At 64.2% G+C, this 16,067-nt stretch carries 17 protein-coding genes; 10 read left to right on the top strand and 7 right to left on the bottom strand.

The features are described from left to right. The first annotated feature begins 37 nt into the window (after positions 1-37). Positions 38-415 carry a VOC family protein gene (locus J2R78_RS40615; RefSeq protein ID WP_253609174.1) on the top strand — a complete coding sequence of 126 codons (378 nt, stop codon included), beginning with the start codon at positions 38-40 and terminating at the stop codon, positions 413-415. A gap of 161 nt (positions 416-576) precedes the next feature. On the opposite strand, the gene J2R78_RS40610 is transcribed toward J2R78_RS40615, so the two are convergent. Beyond that, entirely contained in the window at positions 577-1,182 is a 606-nt protein-coding gene (locus J2R78_RS40610; RefSeq protein WP_253609173.1) for a TIGR00730 family Rossman fold protein, read from the bottom strand. A 213-nt stretch (positions 1,183-1,395) separates the two neighbouring features. Between J2R78_RS40610 and J2R78_RS40605 the strand changes: the two genes are divergently transcribed. From J2R78_RS40605 to J2R78_RS40590, 4 genes are all read left to right on the top strand, one after another. Further along, on the top strand, positions 1,396-3,384 hold the full coding sequence (locus J2R78_RS40605) for an ABC transporter ATP-binding protein/permease (RefSeq protein WP_253609172.1): 1,989 nt from the start codon (positions 1,396-1,398) through the stop codon (positions 3,382-3,384). A gap of 53 nt (positions 3,385-3,437) precedes the next feature. Further along, a complete protein-coding gene (locus tag J2R78_RS40600) occupies positions 3,438-4,136 on the top strand; it encodes a phosphatidylserine decarboxylase (protein WP_016846296.1) in 699 nt (232 codons plus the stop codon). A 77-nt stretch (positions 4,137-4,213) separates the two neighbouring features. Beyond that, positions 4,214-5,095 carry a CDP-diacylglycerol--serine O-phosphatidyltransferase gene (gene pssA, locus J2R78_RS40595; protein ID WP_253609171.1) on the top strand — a complete coding sequence of 294 codons (882 nt, stop codon included), beginning with the start codon at positions 4,214-4,216 and terminating at the stop codon, positions 5,093-5,095. Positions 5,096-5,471: 376 nt separating this feature from the next. Next, a complete protein-coding gene (locus J2R78_RS40590; RefSeq protein ID WP_028344569.1) occupies positions 5,472-6,191 on the top strand; it encodes an RraA family protein in 720 nt (239 codons plus the stop codon). A 64-nt stretch (positions 6,192-6,255) separates the two neighbouring features. Here the strand turns inward: J2R78_RS40590 and J2R78_RS40585 are convergent, their stop codons facing one another. Both J2R78_RS40585 and J2R78_RS40580 read right to left on the bottom strand, forming a co-directional pair. After that, positions 6,256-6,888: a TerC family protein gene (locus tag J2R78_RS40585; RefSeq protein ID WP_253609170.1), complete on the bottom strand. Its 633-nt coding sequence runs from the start codon at positions 6,886-6,888 to the stop codon at positions 6,256-6,258. Between the two features lie 178 nt (positions 6,889-7,066). Further along, on the bottom strand, positions 7,067-7,360 hold the full coding sequence (locus tag J2R78_RS40580) for a hypothetical protein (protein ID WP_229159760.1): 294 nt from the start codon (positions 7,358-7,360) through the stop codon (positions 7,067-7,069). A gap of 320 nt (positions 7,361-7,680) precedes the next feature. Between J2R78_RS40580 and J2R78_RS40575 the strand changes: the two genes are divergently transcribed. Further along, the gene (locus J2R78_RS40575) at positions 7,681-8,508 is read left to right on the top strand and encodes an SDR family NAD(P)-dependent oxidoreductase (RefSeq protein WP_253609169.1); all 828 of its coding nucleotides are present in this window, start codon (positions 7,681-7,683) and stop codon (positions 8,506-8,508) included. On the opposite strand, the gene J2R78_RS40570 is transcribed toward J2R78_RS40575, so the two are convergent. Continuing rightward, on the bottom strand, positions 8,486-9,940 hold the full coding sequence (locus J2R78_RS40570; RefSeq protein ID WP_253609168.1) for a PLP-dependent aminotransferase family protein: 1,455 nt from the start codon (positions 9,938-9,940) through the stop codon (positions 8,486-8,488). The two genes, J2R78_RS40575 and J2R78_RS40570, sit on opposite strands and share 23 nt — an antisense overlap. An 88-nt stretch (positions 9,941-10,028) precedes the next feature. Here J2R78_RS40570 and J2R78_RS40565 point away from each other — a divergent pair, with 88 nt between their 5' ends. Together J2R78_RS40565 and J2R78_RS40560 are read left to right on the top strand one after the other, a co-directional pair. Next, complete coding sequence (locus tag J2R78_RS40565; protein ID WP_253609167.1) at positions 10,029-10,436, top strand: cupin domain-containing protein; 408 nt, start codon at positions 10,029-10,031, stop codon at positions 10,434-10,436. Continuing rightward, a complete protein-coding gene (locus J2R78_RS40560) occupies positions 10,433-10,903 on the top strand; it encodes a carboxymuconolactone decarboxylase family protein (protein WP_168855732.1) in 471 nt (156 codons plus the stop codon). The genes J2R78_RS40565 and J2R78_RS40560 overlap by 4 nt, the downstream gene beginning before the upstream one ends. Positions 10,904-10,918: 15 nt before the next feature. On the opposite strand, the gene J2R78_RS40555 is transcribed toward J2R78_RS40560, so the two are convergent. Together J2R78_RS40555 and J2R78_RS40550 are read right to left on the bottom strand one after the other, a co-directional pair. Next, positions 10,919-12,259, bottom strand: coding sequence for an MFS transporter (locus tag J2R78_RS40555; protein ID WP_092085594.1), 1,341 nt, complete (start codon positions 12,257-12,259; stop codon positions 10,919-10,921). Positions 12,260-12,351: 92 nt separating this feature from the next. Continuing rightward, positions 12,352-13,365, bottom strand: coding sequence for an acetylserotonin O-methyltransferase (locus J2R78_RS40550; RefSeq protein WP_253609166.1), 1,014 nt, complete (start codon positions 13,363-13,365; stop codon positions 12,352-12,354). A gap of 28 nt (positions 13,366-13,393) precedes the next feature. Between J2R78_RS40550 and J2R78_RS40545 the strand changes: the two genes are divergently transcribed. After that, positions 13,394-13,654: a hypothetical protein gene (locus J2R78_RS40545; RefSeq protein ID WP_143029653.1), complete on the top strand. Its 261-nt coding sequence runs from the start codon at positions 13,394-13,396 to the stop codon at positions 13,652-13,654. 79 nt (positions 13,655-13,733) lie between these two features. Further along, the gene (locus tag J2R78_RS40540; RefSeq protein ID WP_253609165.1) at positions 13,734-15,347 is read left to right on the top strand and encodes a winged helix-turn-helix domain-containing tetratricopeptide repeat protein; all 1,614 of its coding nucleotides are present in this window, start codon (positions 13,734-13,736) and stop codon (positions 15,345-15,347) included. Between the two features lie 110 nt (positions 15,348-15,457). Here the strand turns inward: J2R78_RS40540 and J2R78_RS40535 are convergent, their stop codons facing one another. Then, entirely contained in the window at positions 15,458-16,054 is a 597-nt protein-coding gene (locus tag J2R78_RS40535; protein WP_253609164.1) for a DUF2889 domain-containing protein, read from the bottom strand. Positions 16,055-16,067: the final 13 nt, after the last annotated feature.

Raw genomic sequence — 16,067 nt, 5'->3', positions numbered from 1 at the left:
CGGACCATCCCGGAATGACAACGGGGAGGGAGTATCCATGATCGACCACGTCTCCGTCGGTGTCCGCGATCTGGAACGGGCCGCACGGTTTTATGAGCCGACGCTGGCCGCGCTTGGCCTGAGCCGCCTCGTCACGCGGCCGGCGACGATCGGCTTCGGCAAGGCCTATCCCGAATTCTGGATCAATCTGCGCGCCATGATGGCGCAGGTGCCGCATGCGAGCGGCACCCATATCTGCCTGCGCGCGAAGACCACCGCGGAGGTCGATGCCTTCCACGTCGCCGCGCTGGCGTCCGGCGGCCTCTCCGATGGCCCTCCGGGCCTGCGCCCGCACGACCGCGTGCGCTACTATGCGGCCTTCGTCCTCGATCCCGACGGCAACCGCATCGAGGCCGTGACGTTTCCGAGCGAGTAGGGTGACTTCAAACGGACGCTTGGTTAGACCCGTCATCCTGAGGCGCTCGCGAAGCGAGCCTCGAAGGATCGACGGCCACCAGCGGGGCCGTCGTGCTTCGAGACGGCCGCTCTGCGGCCTCCTCAGCATGACGGTCATGGAGCCGAAAGTGCGGCGAACAGTTACAGCCGCCGCGCCACTTCGGGCGCGAGTTCCTTCGCGGCCTCGGGCATGCGTGCCACCGCCGAACGCAGCCGTGGCAGGATCTCATCGACGCGATCGGCCATCAGGACGTTGATCGGCAGCGTCGGGCGGATGAACTCGGTCATGCGCATGTGGTTGAGCAGCGAGAGCAGGGGCTCCCAGAAATTGTCGATGTTGGCGAGCAGGATCGGCTTGTGGTGACGGCCGAGCTGCTGCCAGGTCAATTGCTCGACCAGCTCCTCCAGCGTGCCGATGCCGCCGGGCAGCGCGACGAACGCATCCGAGCGCTCGAACATCAGGCGCTTGCGCTCATGCATGTCGGGCGTGACGATCATCTCCTGAACCGAAGTCAACGCGTTCTCGCGCGCGCGCAGGAATTCGGGAATGATGCCGGTGACGGAGCCGCCGTGATCGAGCGTCGATCTCGCGACCGCGCCCATCAAGCCGATCGAGCCGCCGCCATAGACCAGGCGCACGTTGTTTTCGGCAAAGCTCTTGCCGAGTGCGACGGCAGCTTCAACGAAACGGGGATTGTTACCGGGGCCGGAGCCGCAATAAACACAGACAGTCTTGATTTGGTTCATACGTTCCTTGTGGCACTGCAGCGTAAACAGGGTCAAGACTCCCATATGGGGATGGAGAGCCAAAAAATCCCGTAAATTCCCGCGAATCGCGAACAATTTTCGTCATAAGCCTGTACGCCGCGTTCAAACGATCTATATGACGGGCACAATGGCAAACCGTGGAAAAGATGTGGCAGCGGACCGCCGCGCCGTGACCGCGCGGGCGGGCGCCTGATGGTGCCGCCGCAACAGAGTGTGACCGGCGCCGCACAGCCCACGGCCACGTCGCCGGCCGCCGAGAAGGGGACGCTGCTCGGCACCCTCGTTCATCTCTGGCCCTATATCTGGCCCGGCGATCGCGCCGATTTGAAGACGCGCGTGATCTGGTCGGTGGTGCTGCTGCTGTTCGCCAAGCTTGCCACGCTGTCGGTGCCGTTCACCTTCAAATGGGCGATCGATGCGCTGAACGGCACCGGCTCTGCGCCGGTTGCGGCCTCGAACTGGGTGGTCTGGCTGATCGCCTCGCCGGTGCTGATGACGATCAGCTACGGCGCGGTGCGCATCATCATGGCGGTGCTGACGCAGTGGCGCGACGGCATCTTCGCCCGCGTCGCCATGCATGCGGTGCGGCGGCTCGCCTACATCACTTTCGTGCACATGCACGAGCTGTCGCTGCGCTTCCATCTCGAGCGCAAGACCGGCGGCCTGACCCGCGTGCTGGAGCGCGGCCGCTCCGGCATCGAGACCATCGTGCGGATGGTGATCCTGCAGCTGATCCCGACCATCGTCGAGGTCGCGCTGCTGGCGGCGGTGCTGCTCTGGCAGTTCGACTGGCGCTACGTGCTCGCGGTGCTGCTCACGGTCGTCGTGTTCATGTACTTCACCTATATCGCGACCGAGTGGCGGATTGAGATCCGCCGCAGGATGAACGATTCCGACACCGAGGCGAACACCAAGGCGATCGACTCGCTGCTCAACTACGAGACAGTGAAATATTTCGGCGCCGAGGAGCGCGAGGCGCGGCGCTACGACCGTTCGATGGAGCGCTACGAGCAGGCCAGCGTGAAGACCTACACCTCGCTTGCGGTGCTCAACACCGGGCAGGCGATCATCTTCACCGCGGGCCTGACCGCGACCATGCTGATGTGCGCGTTCGGCATCCGCAACGGCACCCACACCGTCGGCGATTTCGTGCTGATCAATTCGATGATGATCCAGCTCTACCAGCCGCTGAATTTCATGGGCATGGTCTATCGCGAGATCAAGCAGGCGATCATCGACATCGAGAAGATGTTCGACGTGCTGGCGCGCGATCCCGAGGTGAAGGACATTCCGGGTGCCAAGCCGCTTGCGGTGTCGTCCGGCAGCGTGCGGTTCGAGGATGTCCGCTTCTCCTACGAGGCGGACCGGCCGATCCTCAAGGGCCTGAGCTTCGAGGTGCCGGCCGGCAAGACGGTTGCGATCGTCGGCCCCTCCGGCGCCGGCAAGTCGACGATCTCGCGGCTGCTGTTCCGTCTCTACGACGTCTCGAGCGGCCGCATCCTGATCGACGGCCAGGACATCAAGACCGTGACGCAAGCCTCGCTGCGCTCGGCGATCGGCATGGTGCCGCAGGACACCGTGCTGTTCAACGACACCATCCGCTACAACATCCGCTACGGCCGCTGGGACGCCGGCGACGACGAGGTGGAGGAGGCGGCGCGCCTTGCGCAGATCGACGGCTTCATCCGGATGTCGCCGCAGGGCTATGAGACGCAGGTCGGCGAGCGCGGCCTGAAACTCTCCGGCGGCGAGAAGCAGCGCGTCGCGATCGCGCGCACGGTGCTGAAGGCGCCGCCGATCCTGGTGCTGGACGAGGCGACCTCCGCGCTCGACAGCCACACCGAGCATGAGATCCAGGGCGCGCTGGAGCGGGTCTCGCGCAATCGCACCTCGCTGGTGATCGCGCACCGGCTGTCGACCATCGTCGGCGCCGACGAGATCATCGTGCTGGACCAGGGCCGGATCGCCGAGCGCGGCACCCACGCGCGGCTTTTGGCCGCCGACGGCCTCTATGCCAGCATGTGGAACCGGCAACGCGAGGCCGAGGAGGCCCGCGAACGGCTCGCCCAGGTCGATGACGACGGCACCGCGCCGAATCGGCTGCCGCCGGCGGTCACCGAAACGTCGGAGGATTCCAGCCCTGATGCGGGTGAGAAACCCTTGCCGACCGCCGCGGAATAGTCGATTTAGGGCCTCTCCCGCCAAATGGGGCGGGGAAACGCAAGCGAGCTCTGATGTCGATCGCCAACTCCATCCGCGCGCAGATCCCGCCGATCCACCCCGAGGGCTATCCCTTTATCGGCGGCTTCGCTCTGGCGAGCCTGATCCTGTTCTGGATCTGGACCCCGCTGGGTTGGATCGGGACGCTGCTGACCGTCTGGTGCGCGCTGTTCTTCCGCGATCCGGTTCGCGTGACGCCGCTGCGCGACGGCATCGTGGTATCGCCGGCCGACGGCCGCGTCTCGATGGTGGTGCAGGCGCTGCCGCCGGCCGAGCTCGGGCTCGGCGACAAGCCGCTGCCGCGGGTCTCGGTGTTCATGAGCGTGTTCAACTGCCATGTGAACCGCAGCCCGGTGGTCGGCCGCATCGACCGCATCGCCTACCGGCCCGGCGCCTTCATCAATGCCGAGCTCGATAAGGCGAGCGAGGACAATGAGCGCAATTCGCTCGTCATCTCGACCTCCAACGGGCGCATCGGCGTGGTCCAGATCGCGGGCCTCGTGGCGCGGCGCATCGTCTGCTTCGTCAAGGAAGGCCAGTCGATCGGCGCCGGCGAGCGCTTCGGCCTGATCCGCTTCGGCTCGCGGCTCGACGTCTATCTGCCCGAGGGCACCAAGGCGCTGGTCTCGGAGGGGCAGACCGCGGTTGCCGGCGAGACGATTCTGGCGGATTTCCGCAACGCCGATCCGGGCCGGACCTACCGCGCCGATTAACTCTGTTTCGCCAGCCCCATCAGCCGGTTCCCGCCGCAATGGCGGAGCCGGGCGGCGCTTGCTATATTCATCAGGCCATGACGCCATTCGATCCGAATTCCACCGAGTATCGCCGCCGCCGGTTCCGCCCGATCCCAGTGCGGATGCTGGTGCCGAACATGATCACGCTGCTGGCGATCTGCGCCGGCCTCACCGCGATCCGGCTGTCGACGGAAGGGCGGATGGAGCTGGCGGTCGCCGCCATCGTGTTCGCCGCGATCCTCGACGGCATCGACGGCCGCGTCGCGCGCATGATCAAGGGCCAGTCGAAATTCGGCGCCGAACTCGACAGCCTCGCCGACTTCGTCAATTTCGGCGTCGCGCCGGGCCTGATCCTGTATTTCTGGCAGCTGCATGAATTGAACAATGGCGGCTGGATCGCCGCGATGGTGTTCGCGATCTCCGGCGGCCTGCGGCTTGCGCGCTTCAATGCCTCGATCGACGATCCGAACAAGCCGGCGTTTGCCGCCAACTATTTCACTGGCGTGCCGGCGCCGGCCGGTGCGATCACCGTGCTGCTGCCGATCTATCTCGCCTTCCTCGGCGTGCCGATGCCGCCGGCGACGCTGACGGCGTTCTACACGCTGTTGATCGCCTTCCTGATGGTGTCGCGGCTGCCGGTGTTCTCCGGCAAGACCGTGAAGATGCGCGTGCCGCCGGAAATGGTGCTGCCGGTGTTCGTGTCGGTGGTGTTCATCGTCGCGCTGCTGATCGGCTATCCCTGGCACATCCTGTCGGCGGGCTCGGTGCTCTATCTGATCAGCCTGCCCTGGGGCTGGAAGTCCTACCGCCACCAGGAGCGCCAGCTTGCAGCGCAGACGCAGGCTGCAAGCGCGCCGGTGGCGGCGCAGGCCGCTGCTCCCTATACGGCGCCGGTCGCGGAGAGTGACCACGACGATCGTCCGACGCATCTGCACTGAGTGCGCCCTCGGTAGTCGACCGTCATCCTGAGGTGCGAGCCTTGCGGCGCAATTGCGCCGCCGGGCGAGCCTCGAAGGATGTACGGCCCGGCTCCGAGATTGGGGCCGTCGACCCTTCGAGGGACGCTGAAGAAGCGGCCACCTCAGGGTGACGGTGATAGAGTGGTTTCATTCCAGCAAATATCAGCCATGAGCGTGCCTCGGTTGGGTTCGCCTGCGATCTCGGCTATAGGCTGAGACGGCCCGCTCGAGCATGATCCGGAAAAGTGGAGACCGGTTTTCCGAAAAGATCATGCTCAAACAAAGAAATGAGATCATGATGCGTTTCCCTGGAAACGCATCATGATCTGACGCCAAAAATCAGGAGAGAAACGCCGTGACGACATCCGCTTCCGCCCCGCTTCCTGCATCCGTCCTTGAAGCGTTGGCGCGCTATGACACGCCGACGATCTGCAACGCGATGGAGATCGTCGCGCCGGAGCGCCGTCTGATCGGCTACACCGTGAAGCCGCTGGTCTGCCCGTTCCCGACGCTGCCGCCGATGGTCGGCTACGCCCGCACCACGACGATCCGCTCGGTGCTGAAATCCGGCCTCTCGGCCGAGGAGCAGTCGAAGCGCCGCATCGAATATTACGAATATGTCGGCACCGGCTTCGGCCCGCGCATCTCTGTCATCCAGGACATCGACGGCCCGGACGTCGGCTATGGTGCGTTCTGGGGCGAGGTGCAGAGCAACGTGCACAAGGCGCTCGGCTGCCTCGGCGTCATCACCGACGGCTCGATCCGCGACATCCCGCAATGGGCGCCGGGCTTCCAGGCGCTGGCCGGCTCGATCGGCCCGTCGCACGCCTGGGTGCATGCCGAGAGCTTCGGCGGCGAGGTCCGCGTCGCCGGCATGACGGTGCGTTCCGACGATCTGATCCACGCCGACAGCCACGGCGCGATCGTGATCCCCTATGAAGTCGCGGCGAAGCTGCCCGAGGCCGCCGAACTCTGCGGCCGCCGCGAGACCCCGATCCTGGACATCGCGCGCAGCAAGGATTTCTCGCTCGAGAAGCTCAAGGACGCGCTGAAGCGTTCGGCGGAAATCCACTGAGGCAGCACGCTTTGTCGATTTGCAGAACGGCGGGCCGGAAGGGCCCGCCGTTTTGCTTTCGATGTCAGGCCGGAGCCACCTTCGCGATCTCGTTCGCCCCGCGAACCGTCATGTCGATGGCGACATAGAAGATCACGGCGAGGCCGACATAGGCGATCCAACGGTGGTTCTGCAGCAGCCGCGCGATGAAGGAGGCCGCCGCGCCCATCATCGCGATCGAGAGCGCGAGGCCGAACACCAGCACGATCGGCTGCTCCCGCGCCGCACCCGCGACCGCCAGCACGTTGTCGAGCGACATCGAGACGTCGGCAACGATGATCTGCGTGGTGGCCTGCCACAGCGTCTTGCGCTGCCCCTTTGCGCCATCGGCATGTTCGGCCACGGTCTCGTGCGCGTCGGCGCGCAGCTCGCGCCACATCTTCCAGCACACCCACAATAGGAGGATGCCGCCGGCCAGCAGCAGGCCGACGATCTGCATCAGCTGCGTGGTGACCAGGGCGAACATGATGCGCAGCAGTGTCGCGGCACCGATGCCGATCAGGATCGCCTTGCCGCGCTGTTTCTCCGGCAGGCCGGCCGCGGCAAGGCCGATCACGACGGCGTTGTCGCCGGCCAGCACGAGGTCGATGACGACGACTTGCAGCAATGCGCTGAGGGCGTCGAGTGAGAACAACTCGGGCGAAAATAGTTCGGACATGGGTCATGTTCCCCTTGAGGTCGGGGAGCGGACCCTTTCGACGAAACCGGCTCTTGCCGTCATGCAGATGGCAAATCCACCGCGACGCCTACCGCGTCACGGGTCGAAGCAGGGCCACTCCAACTGAGTTCCAGTCCGACATCGCAGCTTGTGGCTGCCAGAGGGGCCCGGCCTGGGATTACGGTCGTGACACCGGACGCATTGCTGCTTCTTCCTCGAAGAACAGCGCCGCCTGATCCGGTTCGCCGAGGATCGCCGCTGCGCACCCCATGAAGGTGAACGCGCCGGCAAAATCCCACAGCGTGAGGTTCGCCACGGTTGAGCGCACGTGGATCACGCGCGCGGCAATCGCAGCAATGGCTGCCTGGACGAACAACAACAGGCTGAGCACGGGCAGCACGAGTGCAGGCTCAACCAGGCGGAGCGTCAGGACGATCGGCAGCGCGGTCAGCGCGCCGAACAACAGCAGCATGCCGAACGGCTCCAGCGAGGGAGTCTTTCGCAGCATCGTGTCTGGAATGATCGAGGACATTCCGGTCCTTTACCGATCCTGACTTGTCGTTCACGTCGAGGATATCAGAACGCGATCTCCTTGACGCGCGACGCGGCGCCGCGCGACCGCCGGCCGCGCGACAAGATGTACGTATGCGGTTCCGGAGAAGGCCCGAGCCCCCGGGGGTGATCTTGGACGCCATTTTGGCGCCGCCGGCGCGGTGGCATGCCATGGCAAAGTCCGCTCGGCGCCTTTATCTTTGCTGACAGCGCTGGGCGAACGATCGAAAGGCAATTTCGATGAATATGGCAGGCAAGACGGTGCTGATCACCGGTTCCACCGATGGCGTCGGCCGCTACGTCGCGATGAAGCTGGCGTCGGCCGGCGCCCGGGTCCTGATCCACGGCCGCGATACCAAGCGGGCGCAGACGCTCGCCGACGAGATCAAGCGCCTCAGCGGCCGCGAGCCGATGTTCTACCAGGCCGATCTGTCCTCGCTCACCGAGGTCCGCGAGTTCGCCCAGCTGGTGCTCGACGATCAGGAACGCCTTGATGTGTTCGTCAGCAACGCCGGCATCGGTTCGCAAAACGAGGGGCCGGCGCGGCAGACCAGCAAGGATGGCCACGAGCTGCGCTTCGCTGTCAACTATCTCGCCGGTTTCCTGCTCGCGCATCTGTTGCTGCCGCGGCTCAAGGCGAGCACGCCGGCGCGCATCGTCAATGTCGCGTCGCTCGGCCAGCACCCGATCGATTTCGGCGACGTGATGATCACGAAGAACTACAGCGGTGCGCGCGCCTATGCGCAGAGCAAGCTGTCGCAGATCATGTTCACCATCGACCTGGCCGCGGAGCTGGAAGGCTCCGGCGTGACCGTCAACTCGCTGCACCCCGCGACCTACATGAACACCACGATGGTGCGCGCCAGCGGCGCGACGCCGATCTCGACCGTCGAGCAGGGCGGTGATGCCATCCTGCGTCTGGTCCAGGACGACGATGTGGCAGGCCGGAGCGGGCTGTTCTTCGACGGCAAGCGCGAGGCGCGCGCCCATGCCCAGGCCTATGACGCCGAGGCGCGCAAGCGGCTCAAGGCGTTGAGCCTGACGCTCACCGGGCTGCGGGCTTCCTGATCCGGCGCGAGACCGGCGCACTTTGGACGCGACCTTGGGCGCGGATCGCCTCGAACAGGCGCTTGCATGCGGCCGGAACGCCGCGATCCGGCACCGTCGCAATGCCGAGCAAGAGACCCGGCTGCGCGCGCTTCGGTGAGAAATACCAGGGCGAGAGCGGGGCGGGCGCCAGCCCGTGCGCGAGCAGTGCCCTGACGATCTCGACATCGGCGGTCTTGTCCGGCAGCGTCAGCATGACGGCGAGGCCGGCAACCTGCACGTCGTTGCTCCAGCTCCGTAGCGCCGTCGTTAGCGCATCGCGGTTGTTGCAATAGGCCCGCTTGGTTCGCCTGAGATGGCGGATGTAGTGACCATCGCGCATGAACTCCGCGGTGGACAGCTGCACCGCTGGGCCGGGAGCGGGGACCAGGCACGTCGCGACATCGGCGAACTGCGCCGCCAATGGCTCTGGCGCAACCAGGAAGCCGAGGCGCAGCGTCGGCGAGATCGTCTTGCTGAAGGAGCCGAGATGGATCACCCGGCCGGCGCGATCGAGCGAGGCGAGCGCCGGCGCGGCACGGCCATCGAGCTGCAATTCGCCGAGATAGTCGTCCTCGATGATGAAGGCTCCGGTTTGGGCGGCCCAGTCGAGCAGCTGCGCGCGACGTTGCGGCGACAGCGGCGGGCCGAGCGGCGCCTGCTGGCCCGGGGTCACGACCGCGAGCGCCGCGTCGGGGGCGTGCTTGAGACCGTGCTCGACATCGATGCCGTTGGCATCGACGGGGATCGGGACGACCTCCAGCCGGCCGAGCTCGAGGCCCTTTCGCGTCAATGGAAATCCCGGGTCTTCCATCCACGCGCGGCGGCCTTCGAGGCCGAGCACGCGCATCGCGAGGCCGAGTCCTCCGCTGAATCCCGAGGTGATGACGATCTGCGCGGGCGAGCATTCGAGCCCGCGCGCGATCGCGAGATGCGCCGCGATCTCGCGTCTCAATTCGAGCTCGCCGCGTGGATCGACATAGCGCATCACCGCGCTCAATTCCGCCCGGACGGCGCGCGCGCGGATTCGCGCCAGCAGCTTGGCGGGGAGGCTATCCTGCGCGGGGACGCCCATCCGGAAGTGTCCCTGACCGCTCAGATCGCGAAACATCTCCACGACCGATCCGGGAGCGACCGGCGCATCGGGCTTGGCGGCCTTCCTGGGCCGCCTCGCGACGGTGGTGCCGCCCGCCTTCGACGACACGATGTGCTGGGCGTCCGACAGCTTGTCATAGGCCGCCCGCACGGTGCCGCGCGCAACGCCGAGCTGCGCGGCAAGGTCGAGCCACGATGGCAGCCGGGCGCCCGGCACCAGCACGCCGTTGTCGATCGCCGCCGCGATCGCCTTGCGGATCTGCTCGGAGAGCGGCGTCCTGGCCGACCGGTCGAGCGCGATGGGAAGCGGGTTGGACATGGCCCGTGGTACACCAATTCGGTTCATTCTTGGTGCTTCTTTTTGGCCATGCGTGCCCGCATCTATCCGGTAGCAATGGAGGCACGAGATGAAGACCTTGATGACGACGCTGCTGGCCTGCGCGGCGCTTGCGACCCCGGTGATGGCGCAATCGGTGACGCCGAAGTTCGAGCACATGATCACGAACATTCCCGGCAAGTCGCTGATCGCGGTCGAGGTCAACTTTCCGCCCGGCGAGCCGTCGGCGCCGCATCATCACGCCAAATCGGCGTTTCTCTATGTCTACGTGCTCCAGGGCGCGATCGAGAGCCAGCTGGAAGGCGAGGTCGCGCATGTCTATCGGGCCGGCGACAGCTTCTTCGAGCCGCCCGGCGCGCATCACGTGCTCGGGCGCAACGCCAGCGCGACCGAACCGGCGAAGCTGCTTGCGGTGTTCGTCGTCGACAGCAACGACAAGGCGCTGACTGTGTTCGACAAGGAAGGACACAAGCAATGAGCATGCGGATCGACTACAACAAGGTCGCGCCAGCGGGCATCAAGGCGCTCGGCGGCGTCTATGGCTACATCACGCAAAGCGGGCTTTCCGCGCAGCTCGTCGAACTGGTCTATCTGCGGATATCGCAAATCAACGGCTGCGCCTATTGCCTGGACTCGCATACCCGCAGCCTGCTGAAGATGGGCGTCAAGGTCGAGAAGCTTGCGGTGCTGCAGGTCTGGCGCGAGGCCGAGGCGCTGTTCGACGCCGAGGAGCGCGCCGCGCTGGCCTGGGCCGAAACCGTCACCCGCGTGGCGGAGACCGCGATTCCGGATGCCGATTACCAGGCGGCCCGCGAGGTGTTCAACGAGAAGCAACTGGTCGACCTGACCATCGCGATCGGCCTGATGAATACGTACAACCGCATCGCAATCGGCTTCCGCAACCCGCCGCAGGCCGTGGTCGAGCATTCGGCTGCGGCGGCTTGATCTTGGCAGGATGGGTCAACTCCTCGACAGGAGCAACTCATTCGTTGCGGGCCGCATGCTCAGCAGCAGGAGTGCGCCGGAGAGCAAGTACAGCGCCATGACGAAGTACATGCCATAGATGTTGTCGCCGGTGTTCCGCACGATGAACCCGGTGATCGACGGGCTTACCGCCGGACCGAGGTTTCCGAGGCTGGTGACGAGGGCAAGGCCGCCGGCCGCCGCGCCTGCTGAGAGATACTCACTGGTCAATGCATAGAAAAGCGGCGGCGCTGACACAAACCCGATGACGGCGAAGGAGAGAGCCAGGATCGAACCAACAAAAGTGCCGTGGAGCAACATGAGAAAGAACAAGCCGCCGGCGGCAATCGTGACGCAGGTCGCATAGTGCCAGCGACGCTCATGCCGCTTGTCCGAATGACGACCGATCAGGATCATGCAGACGATACCCGCAGCGTTGGCTACTGCGTGATAGACGCCGACCAGTAGCGGATCCTTTACTCCCCAGCTATGGATCAGGGTCGGCATCCAGAATACCATCGTGTAGTTGGCGCCCAGCAGACAAAAACAGGCCAGCGACAACAGGTAGACCTTCGGGTCTCGCAGCAGCTGCCGGAACGTCCCCGAGGTCGCCTTCACGATGTTCTCTTCGTCATGCTGTAAAGCATCGTCCAGCAGCGCCTTCTCCCCCTTCGAGAGCCACGCGGCCTGGAACGGCTTGTCCTTGAGCAGGTAATACACGAGAACGCCGAGGATTGGCGCGGGCAACCCCTGGATCAGAAACAGCCATTGCCAGCCGTAAAGACCGCTGACGCCGTCGAAATACTTCAGGATCGAACCACACAGCGGACCAGCGATGAACATCACAATGGGGGGCGCCGACGCGAGGATCGCGATGACCTGCCCGCGCCTTACCGACGGGTACCAGTACGTCAAGTACAGCAGCACGCCCGGGGCGAAGCCGGCCTCAAAGACACCAAGGAAGAACCTCGCCGCATAGAACTGGAGCGGCGTCGATACGAACATCATGGCGGTCGCCGCCAATCCCCAGAGCACCATGATCCGCAACAGGGTCTTGCGCGCGCCGATCCTTTCCAGAAGAAGATTGCTGGGCACTTCAAACAGGAAATATCCGACGAAGAAGATGCCCGCGCCGAGCCCGTAGACTGCATCATCAAACGGCAGTGTCTGCTTCATCTGAAGCTGTGCGAAGCCGATGTTGATGCGGTCGAGAAAGGCGACCATGCTGGCGATCAGTAGCAAAGGTATAAGGCGCCAGTCGACCTTCGCGAACACGGCCTTGTACGCCGGGTTCTCCAATATCGGCGACGATGACTTGTTTGCAGCAGGCAGATGCATTCTTGTTCCTTCCAAAATATGCTTTTGCCTATGATGTCCTTCAAACCAGTCGCTGCTCCATTGCGCGCGAGTAATGGTCTGACCTCGAAAGCTCAGGTGACCTTTGCCTCGATGACGCTGAGACGCCCGGCCGGATAGGTCGCGGTGTGAGTAAAGCCGGATTCGCGAAACAGCCAGGCGTACTGCTTTTCCGTTCTTTCGAGACCGCCTGGCCCGCGAAGCATGAGCAGATCGGTCAGCGTCTGTTCCCTGTGCGCATCGCTTACGCTCGGGAATTCCGGCATGATCCGTTCGATAAGCAGGAGCACGCCACCTCCGGGGAGCGCCCTTCGACAGTTTGCGAGGATGACCATGCTGCGCTCATCGCTCCAATCGTGAATAATGTTCTTCATGACGATGGCATCCGCGATCGATGGAATCGTCTGGAAGAAATCGCCGGCCATGAATTCGATGCGATCACTGAGCCCGCTGCGCCTCAGGTGGCCAGTCGCGGATTCGGCGCAGCGCGGAAGGTCGAAAATAGTCCCTCGGATATGCGGATGCTGCCCGGCTATGGCGCCAACGAGTTCGCCGGAGCCGCCGCCGACATCCATGAGATGAGCGAACGCACCGAAGTCGTAGGCCCCCAGGATATCCGGAATCGCCAGACGGGTCCCCTCCGTCATAGCCGCATTAAATATGCTGACCATCTCCGGATCGCGCGCCATCAGATCAAAGCTGTTTTCATGGTCAAGCAGTTGCGCGGCGGTCTTGCCGGTCATGATCGAGTCCTGTAGCCCGGTCCACGATTCGGTCAGAAATTGGCCTTCAAGGATCGTCCAGTTCTTGAGGGACTGGGTTGCGGCCCCGTCAAGGCAAGCCCCCAGTTCGGTCAATGCGTATCGCTCTTCAGCGACCGTGCAAATGCCTATGGTCGAAAGCGCGGTCAGCAGGCGGCGGAGCGCCTGCTTGTTCGCACCGGTCGCCTCGACGAGTTCGCCAAGGGGCCGCGATCCATCGCGCAGGAGCTCGGCGATCCCCAGCTTCGCGGCGACATAGATGACCGCGGTCACGCGCTGCGACTGAATAAGGTGCAGCAATCTTGCGGATGCTTGGACAGAGGCCATCGATCATTCCCCCTCATGTTGCTCGTTGGTGCCGGTCCAGCACTCCCGGGCAAACCTGCTCAGGCTCGAAAGCGGCGCGCTGCGCGGCATTGATTGGCCGATCCTGATCTCGGTGTCGGTGACGCCGGGACCGCATCGCCGGTCCGTCCCCGCAACTGGGGAAGGGTTGAAACCTGAAATACTTAGCGCAGTATGGATGACAGAACTGATCATGGAGGCCTGCCTGGCGCTGACCGCTTTTGGTGGATCGCTGCTCGGGACGGTTTTGCTATCCCGCGCCGCAAGATGATGCTGTACAATTGCCGCCAGGTCCCGAAACCTCGCCGATATTCTGCCGATATTTTCCGAAATGGCCCAACGAGGCGTTCTTGCTTAAGTCATCGCAGCCTTCGATTGTGATCGGCGACCGGACCTTGGACCTGGCCCGCGAATTGCTGCTCGACGGGCGCGGCGACATCGTGCCGTTGCGTCCTCAAGCCTGGGCGGTGCTGCGGCTCCTCGCGCAACGCGTCGGGCGCCCGGTGCATAAGGACGAGATATTGGATGAGGTCTGGTCGGACTGCGAGGTCACGGAAGACTCGCTTGTCCAGGCCATCGGCGACATCAGGCAGGCCTTGGGAGGGGCGGGCCGATTGGCCCTGAGAACCTTGCCTCGCCGCGGCTACATGCTGGTCGTGGATGGCGAGCAGGCCGACCGCCCGGCTTCTGCCAGTGTCACGACCTCGTCGATGCCGGACAACGCCGGAAGGCCAGCGGGTTCATCTTCGATCCCACACCTGTCCATTGTTGTTCTACCATTCACAAATATTGGCGGCGATCTGGAGCAGGAATATTTTGTCGATGGCGTGACTCACAGTCTGACTACCGACCTGTCGCGCATCGCCGGCGCGTTCGTCATCGGCCGGGGCACTGCGTTCACCTTCAAGGGAAAGGCGGTGGACGTGAGGGAGATCGGTCGCGAATTGAATGTCCGTTACGCGCTGGAAGGGTCGGTGCAACGCGGCGGCAATCGCTTTCGCCTGAACGTTCAGTTGACTGACACGGAAACCGGAGCCCATGTGTGGGCCGAGCGCTTCGACAAGCCCGCTGCCGACTTGCTGGACATGCAGGATGAGATCGTATCCCGGCTCGCCAATACATTGAACGCCGAGCTTATCAAGGCCGAAGCACGACGGGCAGAACGGTTGCCCCAGCCGGACGCGATGGATCTCTATTTTCAGGGCAGGGCTGTCCTGAACAAAGGAATAGCGCCTGCAGTTATGGCGCGAGCAAGGGATTTCTTCATGCGCGCCCTCGCGCTTGATCCCGACAATATTGAAGCAGCGGTTGCCGCGGCTCAGGTCGATTTTGCGATCGGTTCTTCCTCCATGGCCGATGACGGACCGGCATATTTCAGGGCCGCGGAGAAGGCGCTGAATGGCGTATTGTTGCGTGCGCCCAATCACCCCAGAGCCCACATGTTGCTCGGCGCGGTTCAAATTCGGACGCACCGCGCTGCAAAGGGTATCGCTGAATGTCGCCAGGCGCTGGCGCTCGATCGGAATTTGGCCGATGCGCATGGGTTCATTGGCCTCGGGAAGCATGCGCTGGGGCGTGGTGAGGAAGTCGAGGGGCATATTCAAGAGGCGTTACGACTGTCCCCTCGCGATACGCGTGCCTTTCTCTGGATCATGGTTGTCGGGATGGCCAAGTTGATGTCCTGCACCAACGCAGACCTCGAGGCGCTGGACTGGCTTCGCCGGAGCATTGAGGCTAATCCCAATTTTGCGCTCGCTCACTTTCACTTGGCTGGCGCGTTGGCCATGATGGGAGACCTCGAGGAAGCACGATCCAGTGCCAAAGCCGGACTGGCACTTGATCCCAACTTCAGCATTCGTCGATACGACGTCAATGTCGTCTTCCTGTCCGACAATCCGGTATGGCTCGCCAAGCGTAAGCGCTTTTATGAGGGAATGCGCATGGCCGGCGTGCCGGAGAGCTAGTGCCGCGTTCGATCATCTGCGTGAATGGGATAGAGCTGCGACGAGGAGCTGCATTTGAGCTCCAGCAGCGGCGCACCATGCACTCGCCTTGGCCAGCGGCGGGGCACCGCTCACGAACTGTGCTTCGCCTCGGTCGACTTCTGCGCGAACTGCGGAAAGGTCTCGGCCACGACAGGCCCATCCAGCCGCCATGAATAGCAGCCGCCGACGAAGAATGGCGGCTCGGTGACATCGCGCTGGTGATCGAGCGCGCCGCGGCCCTGCGGGTCCTTGCCGGAGGTTGCGGTCTGGAACAGCGTCGTCACCGCCGGACCCAGCAGCTCGGCGAGATGGGTGCAGGTTTCGAGCTTGCCAATCTTGCGACGGACCAGTTCGCGCCAGCCCTTGCCGATGCGTTCGCCGACCAGGCGCTGCAAGATGCCCTCGACGTCGAGGCAGGACGGGTAGGGCGTTGAGGCCATCGTGGTGCCGGTCTCGCGGATCGTAAAACTGTCGTCGACCGCGAGCCGCAGGCGGATGTCGTGCACGGGATCGTCGGGCTGCTGCAGCCCGCGATGCTTGTCCTGTCGGGCATAGGGTTTGGTGTCGACCAGCCGCGCCTCGACTTCCCACAATCCGTCGTCACGGAGATAGCCGAGACATTCGACGGAGCGGCGGTGCATCAGGCGGCGGGGCTTGCCGTCGGTATTGGTATCGGGTGCGGACATCGGAACTCGCTGG

Origin of the sequence: Bradyrhizobium sp. USDA 4538 (assembly GCF_024171045.1) — a bacterium.
Classification (GTDB): Bacteria; Pseudomonadota; Alphaproteobacteria; order Rhizobiales; family Xanthobacteraceae; genus Bradyrhizobium; species Bradyrhizobium australafricanum.
Note: the sequence above shows the minus strand (reverse complement) of the source record. Positions and strands in the feature narration are given on the sequence as shown.

Excerpts from the sequence above, each read along its gene's own strand:
- J2R78_RS40560 (WP_168855732.1), top strand. The coding sequence starts at position 10,433 with ATGAGCATGCGGATCGACTACAACAAGGTCGCGCCAGCGGGCATCAAG.
- J2R78_RS40535 (WP_253609164.1), bottom strand. The coding sequence starts at position 16,054 with ATGTCCGCACCCGATACCAATACCGACGGCAAGCCCCGCCGCCTGATG.
- pssA (WP_253609171.1), top strand. The coding sequence starts at position 4,214 with ATGACGCCATTCGATCCGAATTCCACCGAGTATCGCCGCCGCCGGTTC.
- J2R78_RS40550 (WP_253609166.1), bottom strand. The coding sequence starts at position 13,365 with ATGGCCTCTGTCCAAGCATCCGCAAGATTGCTGCACCTTATTCAGTCG.
- J2R78_RS40575 (WP_253609169.1), top strand. The coding sequence starts at position 7,681 with ATGAATATGGCAGGCAAGACGGTGCTGATCACCGGTTCCACCGATGGC.
- J2R78_RS40565 (WP_253609167.1), top strand. The coding sequence starts at position 10,029 with ATGAAGACCTTGATGACGACGCTGCTGGCCTGCGCGGCGCTTGCGACC.
- J2R78_RS40580 (WP_229159760.1), bottom strand. The coding sequence starts at position 7,360 with ATGCTGCTGTTGTTCGGCGCGCTGACCGCGCTGCCGATCGTCCTGACG.
- J2R78_RS40555 (WP_092085594.1), bottom strand. The coding sequence starts at position 12,259 with ATGCATCTGCCTGCTGCAAACAAGTCATCGTCGCCGATATTGGAGAAC.
- J2R78_RS40615 (WP_253609174.1), top strand. The coding sequence starts at position 38 with ATGATCGACCACGTCTCCGTCGGTGTCCGCGATCTGGAACGGGCCGCA.
- J2R78_RS40570 (WP_253609168.1), bottom strand. The coding sequence starts at position 9,940 with ATGTCCAACCCGCTTCCCATCGCGCTCGACCGGTCGGCCAGGACGCCG.
- J2R78_RS40585 (WP_253609170.1), bottom strand. The coding sequence starts at position 6,888 with ATGTCCGAACTATTTTCGCCCGAGTTGTTCTCACTCGACGCCCTCAGC.
- J2R78_RS40600 (WP_016846296.1), top strand. The coding sequence starts at position 3,438 with ATGTCGATCGCCAACTCCATCCGCGCGCAGATCCCGCCGATCCACCCC.
- J2R78_RS40610 (WP_253609173.1), bottom strand. The coding sequence starts at position 1,182 with ATGAACCAAATCAAGACTGTCTGTGTTTATTGCGGCTCCGGCCCCGGT.
- J2R78_RS40605 (WP_253609172.1), top strand. The coding sequence starts at position 1,396 with ATGGTGCCGCCGCAACAGAGTGTGACCGGCGCCGCACAGCCCACGGCC.